We start from the raw sequence: 24920 nt of genomic DNA on the forward strand, positions 1-24920 counted from the left end.
CGGCTTCCATCATGCAATCAAGGAGGGGTGACCATGTCTTCCACCGAACCGGAGAAAATTTTTACACGGGGCCTGACAGCTTTTAAGAGCGACGATACCCTGACGGCCCTGGTTCTTTTTGAAAAGGCCTGCCAGCTTGAGAACAATCCAGGCTTCTTCTCCTACCTGGCCTACTGTCTTGCAAAGGAGCGAGGACAGTACAAAAAGGCGATAGCGCTCTGCAAGGAATCCATGGAGAAAGAGCCGGACAAACATGCCCATTATCTCAACCTTGGCCGGATCTACGTGTTGATGGGCAACAAGCCGGACGCCATCCTCGCTTTCAGGGAAGGCCTGGCCCGCGGGGTATGCCCGGAGATATCGGAGCAGCTGGAAAGGCTTGGTGCTCGCAAGAAGCCCGTTATTCGTTTTATGAGAAGGGATAATCCAATTAATAAGTTCATCGGACTGTTGCTGGGCAAGCTGGGACTGAGGTAGGGGGTGGGGGGAGATTACAGGAGACGATTGACTTTTCTTCCTTCGATCTTCAGGCGCCGTTCCGCAAAAAGCCGTATTGCTTCTGGAAATATGCGATGTTCTTCCATCCGTATTCTGGCGGACAGGGTCTCCTCGGTGTCCTCCTGCTCCACCGGAACCGTGGCCTGCATGATGATCGGCCCGGTATCGGTCCCGGCATCGACAAAATGGACGGTGCACCCGGTCACCTTTACCCCATAATCCAGCGCCTGCCGTTGGGCGTGCAGACCCGGGAAGGCTGGTAAGAGGGCCGGATGGATGTTCATTATGGCGTTGGGGAATGCTTCGATAAACCCGGGGGTGATGATGCGCATGAATCCTGCCAGAACCACCAGCTCTACGCCATGGGCCTGTAATACCCTGACCAGCTCCGCATCGTAAGCGGCTCTGCCGCTGAACTCCGTGTGTCTCAGGCAGATCGCAGGAATTCCGTGGCTGCGTGCCCTTTCCAGTGCAAAGGCTTGTTCGTTGTTGCTGATGACGCAGGATATGGCAGCGGGGATGGAGCCATCTTCACAACGGTCAATGATCGACTGCAGATTGGTGCCGCTTCCCGATACCAGTACGCCTATCTTAAGCTGTGTGCCCATGGTCGGCTATACCAGTTCCACGCATTCGGAGCCGGCATCGCATTTGGCGATCTCGCCGATGACGAAAGCGTTCTCGTTCAGGCCGGAAAGCCTGATCAATATCTCTTCCGCTTCCTTTTCAGGGACGGAGAGGACCATGCCGATGCCGCAGTTGAAGGTCCTGAACAATTCCTTTTCTTCCACGTTGCCCGCCTGCTGGATGATACTGAATATCTCCGGAACCTGCCACGTCCCTTTGTCGATGATCGCCTTGCAGCCGTTCGGCAGAATCCTCGGCACGTTTTCCAGCAAGCCGCCGCCGGTTATGTGGGCGATTCCATTTATAGTGAAATCCCTGAGCAGGTTGAGGATCGATTTGACGTAGATGCGGGTCGGAGTCAGCAGTTCCTCGGCAACTGTCTTGTTGAGGCCGGGGATCGCATCGTTGATTCCCAGTCCCATGACATCCATGATGATTTTGCGGGCCAGGGAATAGCCGTTGCTGTGCAGACCGCTGGAGGCAAGGCCGATTAGCTTGTCGCCGACCGTAATGGTCGAGCCGTCGATAAGTTTGTCCCGTTCCACAACGCCCACCGTGAAGCCGGCCATGTCGTACTCATCGCCGGCATAGAATCCGGGCATTTCGGCTGTTTCTCCCCCGATGAGAGCACAACCGGCCTGGATGCAGCCTTCTGCAACTCCTTTGATGATCGAGGCGCCTTTTTCGGGATGCAGCTTGGCGGTAGCGAGGTAATCCAAGAAGAAGAGAGGTTCCGCACCCTGAACGATGATATCGTTGACGCACATGGCCACCAGATCTATGCCGATGGTGTCGTGGCGGTCGGCGAGAAAGGCGATTTTCAGCTTGGTGCCGACACCATCGGTGCCGGAAACGAGAACTGGATTTTTGTACTTGCCGGAACTAAGGGAAAAAAGTCCGCCGAACCCGCCGATGTCAGCAAGCACTTCCGGTCTTGAGGTGGCTTTGACGAGTGGTTTGATGAGTTTAACGAAAGTATTGCCGGCATCTATGTCTACACCGGCGTCTTTGTAAGTGATTCTGGCTTTGCTCAAAACTGTCCTCCCTGTTATATGGAGCGAAAAATCTAAACTATCGTACGGTAAATGTCAAATTCAAACTGGTGACCAAAAAAGGGTTTACATTGAAACGCTCTTTGCATATGATGCCCCGAAGATGGACAACCGGCTTGAAGAACTTACAATCTGTCCCATGTCCGAATCGGACCTCGACGGGGTTCTCGCCATCGAGTCCGACTCATTTCCTCGGCCCTGGACCAGGGCACATTTCCTTGCCGAACTGGAAGCCACCCATTCTTTTCCCCTGGTAGCGCTGGGTGCCGATAATCGTGTCATCGGTTATATTTGCCCCATGCTGGTCCTGGACGAGGGGCATATCCTCGATGTGGCTGTTCATAGATGTTACCGCGGCAGAGGGATTGGACGATTGCTCGTCGAAAGGGTCCTCCTGGATTGCGGTGAAAGGGGGGCTGCGTTCGTATCTCTGGAAGTAAGGCTTTCCAATGCCTCTGCCATTGCCCTTTACTGGCGACTCGGTTTCACGGAGACCGGCCGCAGGAAAGCCTACTATGAAAATGGCGAAGATGCACTCCTGATGGAGTATAGTTACTAATATTGATGAGGTCCCTAATGCAGTTCAAATCCATGGTCATATCAAACGTCCAGGTCTCACCAGGCTATTTCAGGATGAGAATGACGGCCCCTCCCGCCATTGTTGCGGCAACGCCCGGCCAGTTCGTCATGGTCAGGGTGCGTGATGCCATCGATCCGCTGCTGAGGCGCCCTTTCGGCATTTTCGACCTGGGCACCTTCACCACGGAATACACCGATTGCGGTCGGCAGACATTCTGCGAAATCCTCTACAAAGTGGTGGGTAAAGGGACGGAGATGCTTGCATCCCTGCATCATGGCGATCACCTGGATCTTTTGGCTCCGTTGGGAAAAGGGTTTGCTGCAGGCGAGCCTGCCGAAGAAAAGATTCTCGTCGGCGGCGGTGTCGGGCTCGCCCCACTGTATTTTCTGGCAAAGGAACTGGCAAAGACCTCCAAAGTCCGCCTTTTTGCCGGGGGACGCAACAAGGAGGACATCCTCTGCATCACCGAATTTGAGCGGCTTGGGGTGGAAACCTATGTGGCTACCGATGACGGTACTCTGGGGGACCAGGGGTTGGTCACCCAGGTTCTGGAAAAGCACCTGGCTGCCACCGGCGGCAGTAAAACCCTCTTTGCCTGCGGCCCCTTTCCCATGCTGAAGGCCGTTGCAGGAATCGCCGACCGGTACAACCTGGAGTGCCAGGTGTCCCTTGAAGGGTACATGGCCTGTGGTGTCGGTGCCTGCCTTGGCTGCGTCACAAAAGGCAAGAACCACTCCGAAGAAACTCCCGATTTCCGTTGTGTATGCAAGGACGGCCCGGTATTCCCGTACCGGGAATTGAAATGGGATTAAAAGAATGAAGGAGATGTGATGGCAAAACCCGATCTTTCGGTTGAAATTTCAGGCATCAAGCTGCGCAATCCGGTAATGACGGCGTCCGGTACCTTCGGCTACGGCAAGGAGTTTTCCCAATACCTGGACCTGGAAAAAATCGGTGCCATTATCACCAAGGGACTTTCCCTGAGGCCCAAAGCGGGCAACCCCACGCCGCGAATCGTAGAAACACCGGGGGGGATGCTCAACGCCATCGGTCTGCAGAACGTGGGTATAGATGCCTTTATACAGGAAAAGCTGCCCTTCCTGCGCACTGTCAATACGCCGGTCATTGTCAACCTCTATGGGAATACCCTGGAAGAATACGGGGCACTGGCGGAGAAGCTGGACCGGTTGCCGGAGGTCGCAGGCCTGGAGGTGAACATATCCTGTCCCAATGTGAAGCAGGGGGGAATTGTTTTCGGTACCGATCCAGCCGCCGCCGCCGAAGTGGTTGGGCTTGTCCGCAGATCCACATCTAAACCCTTGATTGTCAAGCTTTCACCCAATGTGACCGACATTGTCCGCATGGCAGATGCCTGTGTATCGGCAGGCGCAGATGCGTTGTCGCTCATCAACACCCTTACGGGCATGGCCATAGACCTGGAGAAGCGCCGTCCGGTCCTTGCCAACGTCACAGGCGGCCTTTCCGGCCCGGCCATAAAGCCGGTGGCGCTGCGCATGGTCTGGCAGGTATCAATGGCGGTCACGGTTCCCATAATCGGTATCGGTGGTATAATGTCGGCAACGGATGCCCTTGAATTCATTCTTGCCGGGGCAACTGCCGTCCAGGTGGGAACGGCAAATTTCCTTGACCCTTCAGCCGCCCAGACCGTTGCCGCAGGCATTGAAGATTACCTGGCGAAGAACGGCATCGGTCACATCAAGGAGTTGATCGGCGCCTTGCGAGTCTAGCGCGGGCGTTATATACCGTATCCCAAAGGCGGCGGATTGATTTCCCCGCCTTTTTGCTTTCTTGAGGAAATCCCATGAATCGCTGGCAAAAACTTCTGGCGGGTAGCGTTGTCGCGCCCGATGAATTGTCCTCGCTTTTCACAGTTGATACTGAACCGCTCGTCCAGGTGGTGAAACGGTATCCCATGAGGATCACCCGTCATTATCTGGGGCTGATCGAGAAGCCGGGGGATGCCATCTGGCGTCAATGCGTGCCGGATCTGCTCGAGCTGGAGGATGAATCCCAGGCGGAAGATCCCCTGGATGAAGAGCAGCTCAGCCCGGTCCCCGGACTGATCCATCGCTATCCGGACCGGGTCGTCTGGCTTGTTTCATCTGTCTGCGCCGTATATTGCCGCTTCTGCATGCGCAAGCGTCGGGTTGGGTGCACGGGAATCGCCGGCCCGGGAACACGACAGGCAGCGCTGGCATACATCGGGGCGCATCCTGAAATCAGGGATGTTGTCCTGTCAGGGGGAGACCCGCTTCTCAATGAGGATGACGTTCTGGAGGAAATACTCGCGGGCCTGCGACTGATTCCCCATCTGGAGATCGTCCGGATCGGCACGAGGGTTCCGGTGACGCTGCCGGAGCGGATCACCGCAGGGCTGTGCCGCATGCTGAAAAAATTCCACCCGCTGTACATCAATACCCATTTCAATCATCCCAGGGAGATTACCGCCGCCTCTGCCCGGGCATGTGCACGCCTGGCCGATGCGGGAATTCCCCTGGGAAACCAGTCCGTACTGCTGAAAGGGGTGAACGACGACCCGCAGGTTATGAAGCGGCTCATGCAGCTTTTGCTGTCAATACGGGTCAGGCCTTATTATCTTCACCAGATGGACCTGGTCAAGGGTACTGCCCATTTCCGTACCAGCATCAATCGAGGACTGGAGATCATGGAAGGTTTGCGGGGGCATACCTCGGGCATGGCCTCGCCCTATTACGCAGTGGATTTGGCAGGGGGGAAGGGGAAGGTGCCGCTCTTGCCCGGCTATGTCAGGCGGGAGGACGACGCTCTTCTGTTCAGGAGTTATCGAGGTGAGGTGGTGCGCTATCGGGATGTGGACGAATCATAGCTCCTCGGGGGTAAATGATACCACCTCGCCGATATCGGCACTGTTCAGAAGGAGCATGACAAGCCTGTCGATGCCCAGGGCAATGCCGGCGGCCGGTCCCATTTCCGACAGCTCATTGAGGAACCGGTCCGGCATCGGATAGGATGTTTTGCCCAGTGCAGCCCTGAACGCAGCTTCTTTTTCGAATCGTTCCCGCTGTTCCCGGCTGTCGTCCAGCTCAGAAAAACCATTAGCCAGTTCAATGCCTCCCACATACAGCTCGAACCGCTCGGCAAGGCTTCGATTTTCAGGTTTCAGGCGGGCAAGCGCCCCCCGTGCAGCCGGGTAATCGTAGATAAAAGCAGGATGCTTCACCCCCAGATTGGGCTCTATTTCCTTAACCATCAACTCATCGAACAGATCCCTTTCTTCTGCCTCTTCCATGGACATGGACGTGTAGCGGCGGAAGGCTTCCGCCACGGTGACCCTTTCCCAGGGGGCTTCCAGCTCAATGGTCGTGCCCTGGTAGGAGATAACCCGGGTCCCGTTGACCGCCTGTGACAGAAACCGCACCAGCGCCTGGCAATCATTCATGAGGTCGCGGTAATCCGCATCCAGTCGATACCACTCGAGCATGGTGAACTCGGGGAGATGCAGCCTGCCGCGTTCGCCGTCTCTCCAGCAGGGACATATCTGGAAGATGCGCTCGTATCCTGCTGCCAGCAACCTTTTCATGCAGATTTCAGGAGAAGTTTGCAGGAACCACTCACCTGAAGGAACGGCATCGATATAGGATTCCGGGGCAGGGGCGGGAATGCGAAGGGGGGTATCCACTTCCAGATACCCCCCTTCGTTGAAAAACTCCCTGATTTTTCGTATTACCGAGCTTCTGCCCTTGAGTGCCTCCTTACGGGCGGCCAAGGACCGATTTTTCGCCATATCTTATCCCTTGACCCTAGTCGAGTACTCGCCGGTACGGGTATCTATGGTTATAAGCTCGCCTTCCTCGATGAAAGGAGGAACACGCAACACGTAGCCCGTTTCCACCGTTGCCGGTTTGGAATCGCTGCCAGAGGTGTCACCCTTGGCCCATGGATCGGTCTGGACGACGCGCAGGTTGACGAAGTTTGGTACATCGATGCCGATTGCCTTTTCCTTGAACAGCAACACATCCACCTGGAGGTTGTCGATCAGGTAGTTCTTGGCATCACCAAGGGCGCTCTCGTCCACATGGAACTGCTCGAAGGACTGGTTGTCCATGAAACAGTAGTGGTCGTCTTCCTTGTAGAGGAACTGCATTTTGCGGTCCTCAAGACTGGCCGGTTCAAAGGTCTCACCCGAACGATAGGTTCTGTCGAGGATCGTGCCGTTGATCATGTTACGCATTTTGGTGCGGTAAAGGGCTTGCCCCTTGCCCGGCTTGGCAAAGTCGAAGGCGATGACGATGTACGGGTCGCCGTCGAGGGTGATCTTCAAACCTTTTCTCAAATCTGCAACTGTGTACATTTTTGCTTCCTTTGTTCTGTTTTAGATGGATTTTATGCCTATATCAGAAGGCTGATCGTGACCGGTACGTGGTAACGCAGTGGTGTTTTCGACGATAATCGGAGGCGGGATTATTTGGCGCGATAGGTAATGCGGCCTCTGCTCAGATCATAGGGGGACAATTCAACGGTTACTTTGTCGCCGGGGAGGATTTTGATGAAATACTTACGCATCTTACCCGAAATATGGGCGAGAACGATATGGTCGTTTTCCAGTTTTACCTTGAACATTGCATTGGGCAATGGCTCGATGACGGTTCCTTCAACTTCTATTGCTTCTTCTTTACTCATCTCAACTCCTTGAGTTCTGTTTTCAACCGCAAATTATACGAGATGCAGCAACTAATTGCAACCATTGTTTTCTTTTTTGATTTTCATCCCGCCACGACAATTCCTGCGATAAATGCCTTTACAAAACAATAAAAACCATATTATTAGTAACTTACACTAGGATAGAGCAAAGGAAAGGTGTGCATGCACAATAGTAGCGAAAAGAACCTGTTTCAGGACGAAAACTTGACCGTAATCTGCCGTGATATCTCACGCAGATATTTTGGTGATTTTCATGTGGTTTCTCTTGAAATTATATGCGAAATGGATATACTGCCTCGTCATTTTAAAAAGGCATCGTTTCATGAAGAAATAACCGCCGCCATCGGCAAAAAGATCACACTCCTCAGGAAGATTCAGCAGATGGGGGTTCCTTCGGCAAGAGTAAGCCATGTAAAGGATGATCTCATTCACCACTTCAAGCAGAACTCGCTTCCTTACTTCAAGTCATCTTCCTTTCCAGCAAAGGCTATTTGGGCTGAGATTCGAAAATCCGGAAAGGCGTGTCGCATATCCACTGAGGCCATCGATTCTCTATGCGCCAAATAAAGGTCGCAATCGAAAAGCTTGCCAATGGCGGTGCCGGCTTCGGCCGTTGCGACGGCAAGGCTTTCTTCGTACCATTCACCGCCCCAGGGGATGTCGCCCTCGTTCGGACCACTGTTGAAAAAAGCTCCTATGCAGAAGGAGCGTTGATCGATCTCCTCACAACGTCGAACCAAAGGGTAGCCCCGCCGTGCCCGATATTCGGCGTATGCGGCGGATGCAATTGGCAACATGTGGCGTATGCAAGCCAGCTAAGGGAAAAATCGCAGATATTTGCCGATCTTTTGTGGCGAAGCGCCCGGGTTGAGCCGGCTCTTGTTTCGCCGGTCATACCGGCCCCGGAAGTCTACGGATATCGGTCCAGGGTCCAGGTAAAGGTCCACTGTCACGGTGGGAAGATCGACTTGGGCTTTTACCGGCCCAAATCACACCAGGTTGTCGATTGGCCGGGAAAATGTGCCATCAGTCATAGAAGCATCAATCTCGCCCTTGAATGTCTGCGCCAGCTGCTACAAGCCTTTCCTGGCGCGGCTGGCGTAAACCAGGTGGACCTGGCAAGAAGCGACGACGACCATGTCAGTGTCGTTTTCACCTATACCGGAAATTCCCCGGAATCTCTGGCGGAGCACCTCCTGCACTGGGAGGAGCGCGAATCGATCGGCTCCGCGCATATCAGGCATCACAAAGGCACGATCAAGGTTTTCGGAGAGGATCCCCTTTCATATCGCATACCGGAAAATACGCTGCCGGGACTGCCGGAACGGACACTATTCTTCAGCACAGGTGCTTTTTCCCAGATCAATTATCGCCAGAACCTGCAGTTGATTCGTCTTGTGGCCGAGTTTGCCGCGCTGACCGGCACCGAAAGGGTTCTCGACCTGTTTTGCGGTAACGGCAACTTTTCCATACCCCTTGCCCATGGAGCGAGTCACGTCACCGGTTATGAAGGGTATGAACCTTCCGTTCTCGACGGCAAAAAAAACGCCGTTCATAACGGGGTGGAGAATATTTCTTTCCATTGCAGCGATGCGGCGGCAGCAGTCAGATCTCTTGCCGCAGCAAAAGAGATTTTCGAGGTGATCGTGCTCGATCCACCCAGAAGCGGAGCGGCGGAAACAGTATCGGCCATCCGGGCGCTGCAAGCCGAAAAGATCATTTACGTCTCATGCGATCCGGCGACCCTGGCCCGTGACCTGAACATCTTGAAAAACAATGGTTTTCACGTGAGGAAGAGCCAGGGGGTAGATATGTTCCCCCAGACCTATCATCTGGAAAGCGTCACGCTGCTGACAAAAAGTTGACGGGAGGCATATGTTCAGTTTCTTTAAAAGTGATTATCGGCACCACATTGCTAAAGGAGAAAGGTATCTCCAGCAGGGGCGATACGTGGATGCGAAATTTTCCTTTAACACCGCACTGGAAAAGATCAATACCTCCAACAGCGACGGTAGGGGCGAAGAAGCGCTGGTGCTGGCAAAATTGTCAGAAATCAACAATTCCCTGGCAAACCTCAATCTGCAGGAAGCGGAATATGCCTTGAACTCAGGAAATCCCATAAAAGCTGAGGAGCATCTGCAGATGGTCCTTGAACTGGCAGAAGACGTAGCTCTTAGGGAAAAGGCTGAAAAATTTGCTGCCAATATCGCGAGCCGGAATGATTTCCATAACTTAAACAATAATAATGGCTGTTCCGGTTGCCATACATCTCATGGGACGGAAAGTAGTTTTCATGCGGATTCGCACCTTTCCATGGAGGAGAAATTCGAGCTTCTGGTCAGTACGCTGCCTGCTCCTTTACCCGAGCGTTATGCCTCTTTGGGAAAGGAATTTGCATGCTGTTACCTGTCAATCCATGACGGAGAAGATGACAAAGCACAGCCGATACTGGAACGACTTCTGCGCAGCACTGAAGATGATATTTTATTTTATGAATTAGCTTTAATAAAATTCAGGCAAAACGATTTCAGTTCTTGTGAAGACCTTCTGAAAAGAGCGATTGCAATAAACCCTCAAAACCCGTTATGCTATCTGGCACTCGTTCAACTGAGGATAGAGACTGGACAAGTAGCAGACGCCATCCCGTTGCTGGAGCAAATGATACAGTCCGACATTCTTTCAGGTCAGGCACGAATCATCCTCGGAGATGTTACTGCCATGCTTGGTGAAGACGACAAAGCTATAGATATTTTTTCCACAGCTTTGTCCGTGCACGGCATTTCCCGCGAGGCAGCCGAGAGATTGCTACCCTTGCTGGTCAAACAGGGCCGGCCGGCCGATGCCGAATACATCAAAAAACAGTATCTGAAAGGGTGCTGTTGAACAATAAGGTTGTAACATCAACTCTGGTGGAGGCCGTTGAATATGAACAAGTCGGAATTAATCGAGGCTCTGGCGGCAAAAAAGGGTTTGTCCTACAAAAAAGCTGAAGAGATAATAAACTCCATCTTCGAATCCATGACCAATGCGCTGTTGGCCGGTGACAGAATTGAGATAAGAGGGTTTGGCAGTTTTGTCGTCAAGTCCTATCAGTCCTATATGGGTAGAAACCCGAAAACCGGCGAGTCCATAGCCGTCAAGTCCAAGAAACTGCCGTTTTTCAAGGTAGGCAAAGAGCTTAAAGAAAAGGTCTCCGGCTGAATCGGCTCTTTCACTGTGCAAACTGCTGTCCCATTGGAACATGGCTACCATTTGACTTCATGAGAATATCTCTTCTACTATTCATTGTCTTTGTTTTTTCAGCACAGGCGTTGGCGAATCCCACACAAACCGGCGTGACAGGGCTTGTCACCGTTCCGACCGCCGACACCCTCGATGCCGGCAATATTTGCGTCGGTGTTTGGGGAAATTTCGGCAAGGCCGAAGGAAAAGACTTTGTAATCATGCCAGCAACGATCACCCTTGGCGTGGGCTCGTTCTGGGAGATCTACGGCACATATCCGAACCTTCTGTTCAACGACCGGGAGACCCGATCGGGCAGAGGAACCGTTGATGCGGGCTCTAAAATCAGGTTTTTCGGCAAGCGGAGCTCCACTTTCAAGCTTGCTGGGGATGTTTTCGTACAGAAACACATTTCCGAGGATCTTTCAAAAGACGGTATGACCGATGTTGGAGGGCGGCTCATTGCATCCCTGAAGCTCGATCCGGTGAGCGTGCACATCAATGGCGGTTACCTTTCCTCCGATATTGACGGCAAGGAATATATCTACGGTGGAGGTTTGGAATACCTGCTTACGCCGAAAACCAAGCTCACCCTGGAAGTCTCGGGAAAAGGGACTGCACCGGTGGAAGCGCTTGCCGGTCTCCAGTACTACCTCTCACCCCATCTTACCCTCAATCTGGCTGGTGGTGGAGGGATCACCTCCGGCAGCCCCGACTGGCGGGCAATAGTCGGCCTCAGCACCTGCCAGGGCATCGGTAACTATATCAAGCCGATTCCAACCATTGCCTCCGAGGAAGAGGAAAAAAACAAAAAGGCCCAGTTGGTGAAGCCGGTCAAGATAATGCCGATCAGCTCTCTGATCAGGACAGCATTGCCGGCGGTGCCGGTGAGCAAACTGGAAATTCCTGTGGATCCGGACAAGGAAGAAATAGTCATTAAACCTTTCGGCCAGATTGTCATACCTGCGCAGCCTGTTGCTCCTCCAGTAGTGCTGCCCCTGATGCCACGCGAGCCGAAGGTGCAGCCGGTACAACCGAAGGTTCAGCCGAAGGTGCAGCCGGTCCAGCCCAAGGTCCAGGAACCTAAGATAACCAAGCTGGAAACGGAAATCACCATTGAGCCGAAAAAGGAAATTCCCACCGATCTCAATCCCGTTGAGGAATCGACCGTTGAAGGGGTATCGCCCCTGTACGGGATGGAGATGCGGGGAGACAGCCTGGAAATTTCCGCTGCCAAAGCTGCGCCGATTTCTGCAAAAATGGTGGTTTACCGCAAATTCCGTTTCGCCGATATAATGTTCGAATTCGGCCAAGCTGACCTGTCCGAGGAGGTGAAAAAATCTCTCTCGGAGGTGGCGGAACAGGCGCGTACCGATAAAAACTGGACCTATATGCGCATCGACGGTCATACGGACAGCATCGGTTCAACCGGTTACAATATGGACCTGTCGGTCAAACGCGCCATTGCCATTGCCAGTTACCTGATCATCAAAGAAGGCATCGAACCTTCGCGAGTCTTTATCAAAGGACTCGGCAAATCGAAATTGATCGGCGACAACAGCACCACCGAAGGGAGAAGGTTGAATCGTCGTTTCGAAATTCTGTTCCTGGTACCGAAGGGAAAAAAATGAAAGGTTTTTTCATCTGCTGTCTGCTGGTTTTAAGCTTGTATAGCCAGGCTAGTGCCGAAGAAGATAAAGGTCTGCCTCCGGAAGAAAGCCGTCTGGTGGGGGAAACAATTGTAAAATCCGATTCCTTCAAGAAAGATAAGAAAGCCATGCGCACCATCGATGCCATGGTTCCCGTCCTTAAAAGGCTGGGTAAGGGGAAGGTCGTACGGATTGAAGGGAACTTTGCGCCAAGCCTGAGCAAGGACGAAAAGGTTAGAAAGTCGCTGAATCTTGCAAAGGAAGTGGAGCAATATCTTCGCCAAAAACACAATCTCCCCCTTGACTTGTACATAGCCGCCCAGGATGATATTGTTGATAAACGTTCTCATCGGTGCGTGCGTATTCTTGTACTTCAGACGGAATTCAGCGAAGCCAGCCTTTAAAATTCAATAGCATCCGGGATTCAGAGGGAGAAAAACCATGAAGACATCACTTTCTGTCCTTTTGATATGCATCTTTCTTTCGGCGGGTTGCTCCATGAAGGTCGTGCCGGTCCAGGTCGAGTCAGGTGTGATCGATGAGAAGAATTTTTCCCAAACCCTCAGCAGGGATAACGTTTCCGTAACAGCCGGCAGTGCCGAATCCCAGCTCTACAATTACAATCTCGACGGTGCCGTGTCCGCTTTTTCCGTTGTTATAGAAAATCGGGGAAGTAGTGAGCTGCCTGTCGACCCCGGCATGTTCCTGCTGATGGATAACGAAGGGAAGCAGTATGTTCCGCTGACCCCTGACAAGGTAAAAGAAATAATCTCCAGAGATTCCTACTATCTCATTCCCTATCCCTATGTCGGTTTTTACTACCTGGAAGATTACGAAAAATCCTCCTTTTACAACACATTCACCTCAGAAAAACCTTACTATTTTGAGGTTTACCCCCAGGATATCTATACAAAGGCTCTCGCCGTGGGAACACTCATTCCCAAAGCGAAGATGTCGGGACTTGTCTACTTCAAGATCGACTTGCACGGCAAAAAAGATGTCAAACTCCTCGTCTACAAGCAGGGAACATCAAAATCGTCTCCAGCCGATTTCACCTTCCCCTTCAAAATCCAGTAACATGATCGGAGAGCGGCTTCCATGCCTTTTTCTTTCCTGATGGAGGCATTGGGTGGTCTCGGACTTTTCATACTCGGTATGAAGTTCATGTCCGAGGGGTTGCAGAAGCTGGCCGGTGAAAAACTCCGGCAGGTACTGGAAAAAATCACCGGTAACCGCTTTGCCGCCGCTCTCACGGGAAGTGCCCTGGCATCCCTTCTCCAGTCGAGCAGCACCGCTTCCATTATCGTCATAGGATTCGTCAATGCTGGGCTGATATCGTTATATCAGGCACTGGCAGTCCTTATCGGCACCGGTCTGGGCACCACAATAGCCATCCAATTCATTGCCTTCAAGATTTCCTTTTTTGCCTTGCCGCTTATCTTTGCCGGGGTGGTCCTGCGCTGTTTCAGCAGCAGAAGACGCTGGGTCAATGTGGGAACGATGCTGCTGGGCGCCGGCCTGGTTTTCTTCGGCCTTCATCTCATGGAAAACGGCTTTGCTCCCCTGAAGGACAATACCCTCATTCACGGTCTGGGGCAGCATTTTCTCTCCTGGCGGTTGCCGGCCATGTTGCTGGGAGCACTCATCGCCTTCTTGATGCAGTCCGGCAGCGCCGCCATAGGTATCGTCATCGCCTTTGCCGGCAGCGGGCTGGTCGGTTTCAATACAGCAGTAGCCATGGTTGTCGGAGAATCCCTGGGGAGTTCCATTATTACCGCCATCGCTTCCATAAACGGCACCTTGGCAGCACGACGGACCGCTCTGCTGTATATCCTCGTTAACTTTGCGGCCGTAAGCCTCGCCATGATCCTGTTTCCCCTCTTACTCCAGCTGGTCAGACACTTCTCCCCGGGGGAGGCAGATTTTGCCGTACAGGGGATGAGAACTCTCACGGTTGCGCCTCTCGTTGCCGAGACAAAGCCATATATTGCCCGACACCTGGCTAATGCCCACACCATTTTCACCGCATTATCCGTTCTCCTCTTTCTGCCGCTGGTGGGATTTTTTGCCAGATCGGCCCCCCTGATCGTTCCCGGCCGAGAAGGTGACGGTGACATGGACCCCCGGCCGCGATATCTGGATCAACGGGTCCTGAACACACCGACGATCGCACTGCTGCAGGCAAAAAAAGAGGTCAAAAGAATGGGCGAAGTTGCCGGCACCATGTTTTTAGAGATGGCGGCACAGTTCGAGGGCTTCAACGCCCGCACCGCCGGCCGCCTCAAACAAAAGGAAGAGGTGCTTGATATCCTTCAGCGGGATATCTCCGCCTTTCTCATCACTCTTTCGCGACGGCAGCTTTCCACAGAAAATGCCATGGAGTTGCCGGTCCTGCTCCAGCTCATCAACGAACTTGAGCACCTGGGGGACCAAGTCGAAGCTATCATGGACTACCTGCGGCGGAAGAAAGAAGACAAGCTCAGATTCTCCAACGCGGCCATGGCTGAGATCAGGACCCTGTCGGTTCTCGTTTCCCGGGTGGTGGCAACGGCGGTGAATTCCCTTGATCCTGAACAGACTCCCGTTGAGGGAGAAGACCCTGGCCCAGCCATGAAGGAAATCGAGTTAGCTCTGGCAACGCTCCACCTCAACCATACCAAGAGACTTCACAGCGGCAAATGCAGTGTCTCTGCAGGCCTTCTTTTCTCCGACATCATCGCCTCCTTCGAGAAAATCGCCTATATTGCCTACTCTACCATCAAGAAAAGCAGGGAATTACAATGACCGATCTCAAAGCATCCATCGATCTGGGAACAAACACCGCCAGGCTCCTGATCGCCATCAAGGAAGACGAGCAGACCATCAAGCCGGTCCTTCTGAAACGGCAGATCACCAGGCTTGGGGGAGGTTTTACCCGTGAGCATGGCATTTCTACCGAAGCCGAAGCCAGATCCCTTGCCGCCATGCGTGAGTTCGCAGGGGAGATTCGACTCCACAAGGTGGAAAATATTCGCGCCGTGGCCACTAGCGCCGTTCGGGATGCCGTTAATGGAGCGGCATTCTGCCGGAAAATTTTCGAAGAGACGGGCATTCAGCTTCAGGTCATCTCCGGCGAAGAGGAAGCACTCTTTACCTTGCGCGGCGTACTGGCCGGACTTGACCACCGGGAAGGCACGTTTCTCGTTTTTGACGTGGGTGGTGGAAGCACCGAATATACCCTTGCCCAGGGCAGCACCCCCCTCTTCACTCGCAGTCTCCCATTGGGGGTGGTTCGTCTCACCGAAGGAAAACCCAATCCCGAGGCAATGACGGAAAAGATCTGCCGGGAACTGCGGGCATTGGGCGAAGAGATGCAACGAGCGTCAGTCGATCCCCATAATGCTGTCCTGGTGGGTACCGCCGGCACCGCGACCACCCTTGCCGCGATCCATCTGGAGATGACGGACTACGATTACCGGCGTGTCAACAACCACATCATGACTCTGGCAGACATCAAAGCGATCCATGCACGCCTGCTCCCTCTGTCCCCCAAGGAGCGGCTGCAGGTAAAAGGTCTGGAGAAGGGGAGGGAGGACCTGATTGTGGCAGGGACGCTTATTACCATCAATACCATGAGACATTTCGGCTTTGACCGGCTCAAGGTTAGCGATTTCGGGCAACTTGAAGGGCTGCTGCTGGCTGATTGAGAATTCTGTCAGGCAATGTGCCGCGAACGGCAAGGGGGGCGGGCCGGTGGCATGGATTGGGTTGACTAAGACAGCTTCTTTCTGTATTCTTTTGGCTCTTTAACGGAGGCATTCCTCTTATTTCCATGTACGAAGGTGTTCAATGAAGGAAATTCTTTCCGGCAACGAGGCCATTGCCCGCGGTGCATTCGAAGCGGGGGTCAAGGTTGCCAGCGCGTATCCGGGTACTCCATCCACAGAAATACTCGAAAACATTGTCCAATACAAAAATATCGATGCCTCATGGGCACCCAACGAAAAGGTGGCACTGGAGGTGGGCATCGGCGCCTCGTTCGGCGGGGGCAGGGCTCTGGTCACCATGAAACACGTGGGGGTCAACGTTGCCGCCGATCCGCTCTTCACCTTTTCCTATACCGGTGTCAACGGCGGTCTGGTCCTTGTCAGTGCCGATGATCCTGAAATGCATTCTTCCCAGAATGAGCAGGACAATCGCAACTACGCCAAGTTCGCCAAGATCCCCATGCTGGAACCCTCTGACTCCCAGGAATGCAAGGATTTTACGAAGCTTGCTTTCCAGCTGTCCGAGCAGTTCGACACCCCGGTTATGCTCCGTACCACCACCCGCACCTCCCATGGCAAATCCATCGTCACTCTGGAAGAGCCCGTTGCCGGTTTGCCCACACCTAAGCTGGCCCGGAATGCAGCCAAGTTCGTCATGCTCCCCGGCAATGCCAAGGTCCGCCATCCCTTCATCGAGGAGCGAACCCACAAGCTCAAGGAATATGGGCGGACTCTGTCTATCAACCGTGTGGAGATGCGGGAAGCCGCCATCGGCGTCATTACTTCCGGGGTCCCTTACCAGTACGTGCGCGAAGTGCTTCCCAATGCGTCGGTGTTGAAGCTGGGCATGGTCTACCCTCTGCCGGAAGCACTGATTCGCGAATTTGCGGCCAAGGTTGACCGGCTCTACGTGGTTGAAGAACTGGATCCATTCCTTGAAGAGCAGATCAAGGCTTTGGGAATCACCGTTACCGGCAAGGAAATCATCCCCATCTGCGGCGAACTGACCCCCGGCATCCTGCGCAGGTCATTCGAACTGCCCGAGCCGGAGAGTTCCACGGTGGAGAAACTGCCTGGGCGCCCCCCCAACATGTGCCCCGGCTGTCCCCATCGCGGCGTCTTCTTTACTCTTAATCAGCTGAAAGCCTTTGTTACCGGCGACATCGGCTGTTACACCCTCGGTTTCCTTCCCCCTCTTTCCGCCATGGACACTTGCGTCTGCATGGGGGCCAGCATCGGCAATGCCACGGGCATTACCAAGGTCCTTTCTGCCGAGGAACAGAAAAAGGTCGTTGCCGTCATCGGCGATTCCACCTTCCTCCACTCGGGTATCACGGGGCTTCTGGACATGGTCTACAACAAGGCTCCCGCCACGGTCATCATCCTCGATAACCGCATTACAGCCATGACCGGGCGACAGGAAAACCCCGCTTCAGGCTATACCCTCATGGGTGAAGAAACCTTCCAAGTGGATCTGCCCCGACTGGTAGGCGCCTTGGGGGTTAAGAACATCCGCGTTATCGATCCCCTCGACCTTGCCGAGACAAAAAAGGCGCTGCAGGAGGAAATGGACCGTCCTGAACCGTCGGTGATCATCACCAAGAGGCCCTGCGTGCTCATCAAAAGGGAAGGGGTCTTCAAGAGGGGCAGTACCTTTGAGGTTAACCTTGAACTCTGCACCGGTTGCCGGGCATGCCTCAAGCTGGGTTGCCCCGCCATTATCTGGCAGGCGGAAGGTGAGAAAAAGGGGAAAGCGACGATCGATCCGCAGCTCTGTACGGGCTGCACCATCTGCGAGCAGGTCTGCAAATTCAACGCAATCGGGGCAAAAAAATGAGCGGTGCGGTTACCAATATACTCATGGTCGGTGTGGGGGGGCAGGGGACGCTGCTTGCCTCGGAGATCCTCTCGGAGGTCCTTAAAGAGGCCGGTTTCGACGTGAAAAAGAGCGAGATCCACGGCATGTCCCAGCGCGGCGGTAGTGTCGTTTCACATGTCCGCTTCGGCAAAGAGGTGAATTCCCCCATCATTCCCGAAGGGGAGGCGGACATCCTGCTCGGTTTCGAGCTGCTCGAATCCTATCGTTATCTCCCCCTGCTGAAAAAAGGGTGCAAACTGGTTGTCAACGACTTGAAGATAAATCCATCCATCGTTTCCACTGGAGGAGAACCCTATCCCGAAGGGCTGGAAGAGAAGATCCGGCAGCGCTTTCCCGACTGCGTCCTCCTTGACGGAGAAAAACTCGCCATTTCGGCGGGCAATGCCAAAACGGCCAACACGGTCTTGATCGGTGCTTTATCGAAGCAGATCGACATCGACGAGAAATACTGGCTGGCGGCAATAGAAAAGATGGTGCCGGCAAAAGCGCTGGAAATAAACCGGAAGGCGTTCTATCTGGGCAGAGAAGCTGCCTGACATCGCAGACTGGAAAGGGGGTCTTCCCTATGTTCAATGAAGAATTCGAAACGCTTCCCCGTCCCGCTCTGGAAGCCCTGCAACTGAAACGCCTGCAGACTATGCTGGAGCGAATCTACGCCAATGTTCCCTTCTACCGGCAGGCCCTGGACAAGGCTGGGATAAAGCCTTCCCAGGTCAAGTCACTGGAGGATCTGCAGCGCCTCCCATTCACCTATAAACAGGATATGCGGGATAGCTACCCATATGGCCTCTTTGCCGCCAGGATGGAGGACATCGTCCGCATTCATGCCTCTTCCGGCACCACCGGCAAGCCGACCGTCGTCGGCTACACCCGCAAGGACATCGAGACGTGGTCTGAACTTATGGCCCGCTCCTTTGCCGCTGCCGGCGTCCACCGGGGAGACATTATCCATAACTCCTACGGCTACGGCCTTTTTACCGGCGGCCTTGGTGCCCATTACGGAGCGGAGCGACTTGGAGCCTCGGTCATTCCAATGTCCGGCGGCAACACCAAGAAGCAAATCATGATCATGAAGGATTTCGGCTCGACGGTACTCACCTGCACCCCGTCCTATTCCCTATTCATGTCCGAGGCGGCCGTTGAAGAGAATGTGGATTTCAGGAACCTGAGCCTGCGGGTAGGGATTTTTGGCGCCGAGCCCTGGTCAGATTCCATGCGCAAGGAAATCGAAGGCAAGCTGAACCTGTCGGCCATCGATATCTACGGTCTTTCCGAAATTATGGGGCCGGGAGTAGCCATCGAATGCCAGGAGGCCAAGCAGGGGCTGCACATCTGGGAGGACCACTTCATTCCCGAGATCATCAACCCTGATACAGGTGCAGTCCTTCCCCCCGGCTCCCTTGGCGAGCTGGTGATCACCACCATCACCAAGGAGGGCATTCCGCTGCTCCGTTACCGGACCAGGGATATTACCAGCATCACCTATGCGCCCTGCGTTTGCGGCAGGACCCACGCCCGCATCGCCCGCATGAGCGGTCGCAGCGACGACATGCTCATCATCCGCGGCGTCAATGTCTTTCCATCCCAGATCGAGTCGATACTCATGGGCATCGAAGGGGTCGAACCCCATTACGTGCTGATCGTTGACCGCAAGGAGAACCTGGATGTTCTCGAAGTGCAGGTGGAAGTCGGGGAGAATATCTTTTCCGACGAGGTCAAGCATCTTCAAGCCCTTTCCCATGGCATCGAGAAGGAAATAAAGGATATGCTCGGTATCAGCTGCAAGGTACGGCTGGTCGAGCCAAAGACCATCGCCCGCAGCGAAGGAAAGGCAAAACGGGTCATCGACAACAGAAGCCTGGGAAAATGATCACCGGAACTGCAGTCATTATTATGTAACGGAGGTATCTATGCAGGTAGAGCAGATCTCCATTTTCATCGAAAACAAATCGGGACGTCTTGCCGAAGTTACCAGGATACTGGGGGAAAACTGCATCAATATCCGCACCCTGTCCCTAGCTGACACCTCGGATTTCGGCATCCTGCGGTTGATCGTCAACGACCGGGAGAAGGCGTGCAGCGTCCTCAAGAGCAACGGGTTCACCGTCAACCGGACCGAGGTGGTCGCTGTCGAGGTGCCAGACCGTCCCGGTGGTTTATCGGCCATTCTTCAGGCCCTTGACCGTGCATCAATCAACGTTGAGTACATGTATGCCTTCGTCGAGCGATGTGGGGAGAATGCCGTCATGATTTTCCGTTTTGACGAAACGGCCAAGGCCATCACCACGCTACAGAGCAATAATTTCAGTATCCTGCCCGGCGAGAGGCTTTATACCATGTAAGTGATTGGCTCGTCCCGAACGGCGAGCCATGAAATCATCATTTCGGAGGGTTCCATGGGGCACAGATTACTGTCATACCTTTTAGCAGCAGTCTTTATGCTATCCGGTGCATCGGCCTTTGCGGCGCCGACCATAAAAATAGGCGCGCTTTTCTCCGTGACCGGTCCGGCCGCCTTCCTTGGAGAGCCGGAACGAAACACCGCGGTGATGGTCGTTGACCAGATTAACAAGGCGGGCGGCATCAAGGGTAAGAAGATCGAACTCATCGTCTACGATACCAACGGCGATGCCACCAAAGCAAAGCAGCTGGTCAACAAACTGATCAAGAACGACAAGGTTTCGGCCATCATCGGACCCAGCACCACCGGTGAATCCATGGCCATCATCAATGATGTGGAAAAGGCAGGGGTGCCGCTCATCTCCTGTGCGGCCGGCATAAAAATTACCGAACCGGTGAAGAAATGGGTTTTCAAGACCGCCCAGAACGACAGCCTTGCCGTTGCCCGGATCTACGAATACCTGCAGAAGAACCGCCTGAACAAGGTGGCGATACTCACCGTTTCCGACGGCTTTGGCCAGTCGGGTCGGGAACAGCTCAAAGCCCAGGCGAAGAAATATGGCATATCTGTTGTTTCCGACGACACCTATGGACCGAAAGATACTGACATGTCCCCCCAACTGACCAAGATCAGGGGCTCCAAAGCCCAGGCCCTGATCTGCTGGGGTACCAATCCAGGACCCGCAGTCGTCGCCAAGAACGCACGCCAGTTGGGGCTGAAAATGCCCGTTTTCATGAGCCACGGCGTCTCGTCCAAAAAGTTCATCCAGCTTGCGGGAGATGCGGCCGAAGGGCTCAAACTCCCCTCCGGCAAAGTGATCGTTGCCGATCTGCTGCCGGCGTCCGACCCCCAGAAAAAATCACTCATGGCTTTCGTCAACGACTACAAGAAACATTACCGGGCTGAAGGTGACCATTTCGGCGGTCATGCCTGGGATGCAGTTATGTTACTCAAAGGGGCCATCGAGCGGGGAGGGGACACCCCTGCAGCCATTCGCGACCAACTGGAAAAAACCAGACAGTTCCACGGCATCGGCGGGACCTTCACCTTTACGTCCCAGGACCATGCCGGTCTGGGTAAAGACGCCTTCGTCCTGGTGGAAGTGAAGAACAAGGACTGGGTAATCGTCAAGTAACGGCGACCGGGGGCCGGAATCCCGCTTTTAATCGACAAAGAGACACGTTTCCGTGTCTCTTTGTGCGTATGATGTCGAGGTACATGCAGTTGGAACAGATCTTACAGTATTCTCTCTCGGGCATTGCCACCGGGGCCATCTATGCGCTGATCGGCATCGGCTTCTCCATCATCTACAACGCCACCGGCATCATCAACTTTGCCCAGGGGGAATTCGTCATGCTTGGCGGAATCCTCACCTTCTTCTTCCTGGACATCCTCCAGTTCCCCCTCTGGGGCGCCATCATCCTGGCAGTGACCGGTGCCACCCTCTGCGGTCTCCTCTTCGAACGATTGGCCATACGCCCCCTGGCCAAAGCAACACCAATCAACCTGGTCATCGTCACCATTGGCGGCAGCATCCTCATCAGAGGGCTGGCCATGCTCATCTGGGGAAAGGATACCCACTCCGTACCCTCCTTTTCCGGTGACAATCCCATCGCCATCGGCAGTGCAACACTGCTGCCGCAGCATCTCTGGATCATGGGCATCACCCTGGCGGTTATCTGCCTGAACAAATATTTCTTCTACCATACCATCAACGGCAAGGCCATGCGGGCCTGCGCCTACAACCCGCGCGCTGCCGGTCTGGTCGGCATCGACGTGAAAAGGATGGTACTCCTTTCCTTTGTCATCAGTTCAGCCATGGGCTCCCTAGCCGGCATCATCATCGCCCCTCTTACCATGACCGCCTATGACGTGGGAGTCATGCTCGGCCTCAAGGGGTTCTGTGCCGCCATTATCGGCGGCATGAGCACCGGCATGTCAGTCGTCGTCGGCGGCCTTCTCCTGGGGGTACTGGAATCCCTGGGAGCGGGGCTGATCTCCTCGGGCTACAAAGACGCCATTGCCTTCATCATCCTGCTCCTCATTCTCTTCATTCGCCCCCAGGGGCTGTTCGGCAAGGCCGAAACGGAGCGGGTATAAACATGATCAAGCACCCCCTGTGCAAATATACTGCTTTTGTGGCCCTGATCCTCATCATCCCCTTTGTGCTGAAGGGGAGCTACCTGATCAATGTCATGGTCTTCGTCGGCATCAACACCATGCTGGCCATCGCCTTAAACCTGCTGCTGGGCTATGCGGGGCAGATTTCCCTCGGGCATGCCGCTTTCTTCGGCTTGGGCGCCTATCTTTCCGGCGTCCTCACCGCCACCCACGGCATGAATCCCTGGCTGGTGATGGTCGCGGCCGCTGTCGGCGTCGGTCTCCTGGCCTTTGTCATAGGATTCCCCATCCTCAGGCTTAAAGGACATTACCTGGCCATGGCCACCCTCGGCTTCGGCATCATCGTCTATATCGTCTTCAACGAAACGGTCGATATCACCGGAGGACCTTCCGGCCTGTCAGGCATACCCAATCTCAAACTGGGACCGGTGGCCTTCGATTCCGACCTGAAGAATTACTACCTGGTCTGGATCGTTACGCTGCTCGTGGTGCTTTTGGCGGTAAATCTTGCCGATTCCCGCATCGGGCGCTCCCTGCGGGCAATCCACGACTCTGAAGTCGCCGCCCGGGTAATGGGGGTCAATGCCCGCCTGCTCAAGGTGCAGATTTTCGCCCTTTCCGCCGTTATTTCTTCCCTTGCCGGCAGTCTCTATGCCCATACCATGGCCTTTGTCGCTCCAGCATCCTTTGGCTTCAATTTTTCCGTTGAGCTTCTGACCATGGTGGTGATCGGAGGTCTCGGCAGCATCTATGGCTCCTTCCTCGGCGCGCTTCTGCTGACGCTGCTTCCCGAGTTTCTTCGCTTTCTCCACGATTACGACATCGTCTTCTATGGTCTGCTGCTCATGGTAATGATAATGTTCATGCCCGGCGGGCTGGTTCGCGGCATTCCGGCGCTTTTGCGCAGAATGATGACCGGACGGAAGAAAGGAGAGACCGTCGATGCTTGAGGTGAGGGGAGTCAGACAGGTTTTCGGCGGGGTAACCGCCCTGGACGATGTCTCGTTCCGCGTCAACCGCGGCGAGATCACCGGCGTCATCGGCCCCAACGGGGCAGGGAAGACCACGCTCTTCAATATCATCACCGGCATTTACTCCCGTACCGCCGGTGCCGTCTTCCTCGAAGCCCGGGACATTTCCGGCCTGCCCGCTGAGCGGCTAGCCTCACTGGGAATGGTACGCACCTTTCAGAACATCGAGCTCTTCTCCCACATGACCGTCTTGGAAAACGTCATGGTCGGCCTCCATGCCCGCAGCAAAAGCGGCATGCTCGCCTGTGCCCTGAAGATGCCCTGGACAGTGGCCGAAGAACGGAGGATCCGCACGGAGGCCATGGCATGGCTGGAATTCGTCGGCATCGCCGACCTGGCCCAGGTGGAAGCCGGCAACCTTCCCTTCGGCAAGGGACGACTGTTGGAACTGGCCCGGGCCATGGCTTGTGAGCCGCGCATACTCCTCATGGACGAGCCTGCCGCGGGATTGAACAGCCAGGAAACCCTGGGGCTGGCCCGGCTGATCCGGGCGGTTCGGGAAAAAGGGGTGTCGGTGGTACTGGTGGAGCACGACATGGAACTGGTCATGGACATCTGCGACAGGATCATCGTCCTCAACCTGGGGAGAAAACTGGCCGAAGGGACCCCGCGGCAGATACAGGAGAATCCGGAGGTCATCTCCGCCTACCTCGGGGAGGAGCTTTAGCCATGCTGCGACTGAAGAACGTCAATACCTTCTATGGCAAGGTCCATGCCCTAAAGAACGTTTCCCTGCACCTGGAAAAAGGAGAGATCGTTACCCTCATCGGCGCCAACGGGGCAGGGAAGACGACCATCCTCAACACCATCTCCGGAGTCACTCCCGCAGCTGCAGGAGAGATCCTATTCGAACGGGAGCTGGTGCAGGCATTGTCTCCCGATCGCATCGTCAGGACCGGCATTGCCCAGGTTCCCGAAGGGCGCCAGGTCTTCAAGCCCCTATCCGTGGAGGACAACCTGGAATTGGGGGCCTATCTCCGCTACCGGCAAAGGGAGGCGAAAAGCCGCATCCAACAGGATAAGCAGGAGGTATTCAGCCTGTTTCCGCGGCTGGAGGAGCGGCGCAAGCAGTCAGCAGGAACGCTATCAGGGGGGGAACAGCAGATGCTGGCCATCGGTCGGGCCATGATGACGCGACCGAAGCTGATGCTCCTTGACGAGCCCTCCATGGGGTTGGCGCCACTGGTGGTCCAGGAGATTTTCAGGGTCATCGACAACCTGCGTAAACAGCATGGGACGACAATACTCCTGGTGGAGCAGAACGCCAAGGCAGCGCTCAATCTGGCCGACCGGGGGTATGTGCTGGAAACTGGTAAAGTAATACTTGAGGGATTGTCATCGAACCTCTTGGAAAATAAAGATGTGCAACGTGCTTACCTGGGCAGGGAAAAGAAAGAGCTCTGGGAAAGGTAA

At 54.5% G+C, this 24920-nt stretch carries 28 protein-coding genes; 23 read left to right on the top strand and 5 right to left on the bottom strand.

Translation table 11 applies throughout. The annotated features are described in order from the left end of the window. Positions 1-33: 33 nt before the first annotated feature. Entirely contained in the window at positions 34-477 is a 444-nt protein-coding gene (locus ML541_RS14535; protein ID WP_243373934.1) for a tetratricopeptide repeat protein, read from the top strand. Positions 478-491: 14 nt separating this feature from the next. Here the strand turns inward: ML541_RS14535 and purN are convergent, their stop codons facing one another. Further along, a complete protein-coding gene (gene purN, locus ML541_RS14540) occupies positions 492-1106 on the bottom strand; it encodes a phosphoribosylglycinamide formyltransferase (RefSeq protein ID WP_243373936.1) in 615 nt (204 codons plus the stop codon). A gap of 6 nt (positions 1107-1112) precedes the next feature. Next, positions 1113-2159, bottom strand: a complete 1047-nt coding sequence (gene purM / locus ML541_RS14545) for a phosphoribosylformylglycinamidine cyclo-ligase (RefSeq protein ID WP_243373938.1) — start codon at positions 2157-2159, stop codon at positions 1113-1115. A gap of 121 nt (positions 2160-2280) precedes the next feature. Between purM and rimI the strand changes: the two genes are divergently transcribed. The 4 genes from rimI to ML541_RS14565 all read left to right on the top strand — a co-directional run bounded on the left by rimI (position 2281) and on the right by ML541_RS14565 (position 5623). Further along, positions 2281-2736, top strand: a complete 456-nt coding sequence (rimI, locus tag ML541_RS14550; protein WP_243373940.1) for a ribosomal protein S18-alanine N-acetyltransferase — start codon at positions 2281-2283, stop codon at positions 2734-2736. Between the two features lie 17 nt (positions 2737-2753). Next, complete coding sequence (locus tag ML541_RS14555) at positions 2754-3569, top strand: dihydroorotate dehydrogenase electron transfer subunit (RefSeq protein WP_243373942.1); 816 nt, start codon at positions 2754-2756, stop codon at positions 3567-3569. An 18-nt stretch (positions 3570-3587) separates the two neighbouring features. Further along, positions 3588-4505: a dihydroorotate dehydrogenase gene (locus ML541_RS14560; protein WP_243373944.1), complete on the top strand. Its 918-nt coding sequence runs from the start codon at positions 3588-3590 to the stop codon at positions 4503-4505. Between the two features lie 74 nt (positions 4506-4579). Further along, positions 4580-5623 carry a KamA family radical SAM protein gene (locus ML541_RS14565; protein ID WP_243373946.1) on the top strand — a complete coding sequence of 348 codons (1044 nt, stop codon included), beginning with the start codon at positions 4580-4582 and terminating at the stop codon, positions 5621-5623. Here ML541_RS14565 and epmA read toward each other — a convergent pair. The 3 genes from epmA to infA form a co-directional block, all read right to left on the bottom strand. Next, positions 5618-6541: an EF-P lysine aminoacylase EpmA gene (gene epmA, locus ML541_RS14570; protein WP_243373948.1), complete on the bottom strand. Its 924-nt coding sequence runs from the start codon at positions 6539-6541 to the stop codon at positions 5618-5620. The two genes, ML541_RS14565 and epmA, sit on opposite strands and share 6 nt — an antisense overlap. 3 nt (positions 6542-6544) lie before the next feature. Continuing rightward, entirely contained in the window at positions 6545-7108 is a 564-nt protein-coding gene (efp, locus tag ML541_RS14575; protein ID WP_243373950.1) for an elongation factor P, read from the bottom strand. A 110-nt stretch (positions 7109-7218) separates the two neighbouring features. Next, positions 7219-7437 carry a translation initiation factor IF-1 gene (infA, locus tag ML541_RS14580; protein WP_012647861.1) on the bottom strand — a complete coding sequence of 73 codons (219 nt, stop codon included), beginning with the start codon at positions 7435-7437 and terminating at the stop codon, positions 7219-7221. A gap of 183 nt (positions 7438-7620) precedes the next feature. Between infA and ML541_RS14585 the strand changes: the two genes are divergently transcribed. The 18 genes from ML541_RS14585 to ML541_RS14670 all read left to right on the top strand — a co-directional run bounded on the left by ML541_RS14585 (position 7621) and on the right by ML541_RS14670 (position 24920). Continuing rightward, the gene (locus tag ML541_RS14585) at positions 7621-8025 is read left to right on the top strand and encodes a hypothetical protein (protein WP_243373952.1); all 405 of its coding nucleotides are present in this window, start codon (positions 7621-7623) and stop codon (positions 8023-8025) included. Further along, positions 8013-9323: a 23S rRNA (uracil(1939)-C(5))-methyltransferase RlmD gene (gene rlmD / locus ML541_RS14590; protein WP_243373954.1), complete on the top strand. Its 1311-nt coding sequence runs from the start codon at positions 8013-8015 to the stop codon at positions 9321-9323. The genes ML541_RS14585 and rlmD overlap by 13 nt, the downstream gene beginning before the upstream one ends. A 10-nt stretch (positions 9324-9333) precedes the next feature. Further along, a complete protein-coding gene (locus tag ML541_RS14595) occupies positions 9334-10341 on the top strand; it encodes a tetratricopeptide repeat protein (protein WP_243373956.1) in 1008 nt (335 codons plus the stop codon). 42 nt (positions 10342-10383) lie between these two features. Then, positions 10384-10659 carry an HU family DNA-binding protein gene (locus ML541_RS14600; protein WP_243373958.1) on the top strand — a complete coding sequence of 92 codons (276 nt, stop codon included), beginning with the start codon at positions 10384-10386 and terminating at the stop codon, positions 10657-10659. 59 nt (positions 10660-10718) lie between these two features. Continuing rightward, a complete protein-coding gene (locus tag ML541_RS14605) occupies positions 10719-12311 on the top strand; it encodes an OmpA family protein (protein WP_243373961.1) in 1593 nt (530 codons plus the stop codon). Beyond that, the gene (locus tag ML541_RS14610; protein ID WP_243373962.1) at positions 12308-12733 is read left to right on the top strand and encodes a hypothetical protein; all 426 of its coding nucleotides are present in this window, start codon (positions 12308-12310) and stop codon (positions 12731-12733) included. The genes ML541_RS14605 and ML541_RS14610 overlap by 4 nt, the downstream gene beginning before the upstream one ends. 37 nt (positions 12734-12770) lie before the next feature. Continuing rightward, on the top strand, positions 12771-13406 hold the full coding sequence (locus ML541_RS14615) for a hypothetical protein (protein ID WP_243373963.1): 636 nt from the start codon (positions 12771-12773) through the stop codon (positions 13404-13406). 21 nt (positions 13407-13427) lie between these two features. Beyond that, entirely contained in the window at positions 13428-15113 is a 1686-nt protein-coding gene (locus ML541_RS14620) for a Na/Pi cotransporter family protein (RefSeq protein ID WP_243373964.1), read from the top strand. Continuing rightward, on the top strand, positions 15110-16015 hold the full coding sequence (locus ML541_RS14625) for an exopolyphosphatase (protein WP_243373965.1): 906 nt from the start codon (positions 15110-15112) through the stop codon (positions 16013-16015). Before ML541_RS14620 ends, ML541_RS14625 begins: the two co-directional genes overlap by 4 nt. Positions 16016-16157: 142 nt before the next feature. Further along, positions 16158-17912 carry an indolepyruvate ferredoxin oxidoreductase subunit alpha gene (gene iorA, locus ML541_RS14630; protein WP_243373966.1) on the top strand — a complete coding sequence of 585 codons (1755 nt, stop codon included), beginning with the start codon at positions 16158-16160 and terminating at the stop codon, positions 17910-17912. After that, entirely contained in the window at positions 17909-18490 is a 582-nt protein-coding gene (locus ML541_RS14635) for an indolepyruvate oxidoreductase subunit beta (RefSeq protein ID WP_243373967.1), read from the top strand. Before iorA ends, ML541_RS14635 begins: the two co-directional genes overlap by 4 nt. 29 nt (positions 18491-18519) lie before the next feature. Next, complete coding sequence (locus tag ML541_RS14640) at positions 18520-19824, top strand: phenylacetate--CoA ligase (protein WP_243373968.1); 1305 nt, start codon at positions 18520-18522, stop codon at positions 19822-19824. A gap of 40 nt (positions 19825-19864) precedes the next feature. Then, positions 19865-20296: an ACT domain-containing protein gene (locus tag ML541_RS14645; RefSeq protein ID WP_243373969.1), complete on the top strand. Its 432-nt coding sequence runs from the start codon at positions 19865-19867 to the stop codon at positions 20294-20296. Between the two features lie 54 nt (positions 20297-20350). Further along, positions 20351-21490, top strand: a complete 1140-nt coding sequence (locus tag ML541_RS14650) for an ABC transporter substrate-binding protein (RefSeq protein ID WP_243373971.1) — start codon at positions 20351-20353, stop codon at positions 21488-21490. An 83-nt stretch (positions 21491-21573) separates the two neighbouring features. After that, a complete protein-coding gene (locus ML541_RS14655; RefSeq protein WP_243373973.1) occupies positions 21574-22455 on the top strand; it encodes a branched-chain amino acid ABC transporter permease in 882 nt (293 codons plus the stop codon). A 2-nt stretch (positions 22456-22457) separates the two neighbouring features. Continuing rightward, the gene (locus tag ML541_RS14660) at positions 22458-23426 is read left to right on the top strand and encodes a branched-chain amino acid ABC transporter permease (protein ID WP_243373975.1); all 969 of its coding nucleotides are present in this window, start codon (positions 22458-22460) and stop codon (positions 23424-23426) included. Next, positions 23419-24174 carry an ABC transporter ATP-binding protein gene (locus tag ML541_RS14665; protein ID WP_243373976.1) on the top strand — a complete coding sequence of 252 codons (756 nt, stop codon included), beginning with the start codon at positions 23419-23421 and terminating at the stop codon, positions 24172-24174. The genes ML541_RS14660 and ML541_RS14665 overlap by 8 nt, the downstream gene beginning before the upstream one ends. A 2-nt stretch (positions 24175-24176) precedes the next feature. Then, a complete protein-coding gene (locus ML541_RS14670) occupies positions 24177-24920 on the top strand; it encodes an ABC transporter ATP-binding protein (protein WP_243373978.1) in 744 nt (247 codons plus the stop codon).

This window comes from Geotalea sp. SG265, from assembly GCF_022808985.1.
GTDB lineage: Bacteria > Desulfobacterota > Desulfuromonadia > Geobacterales > Geobacteraceae > Geotalea.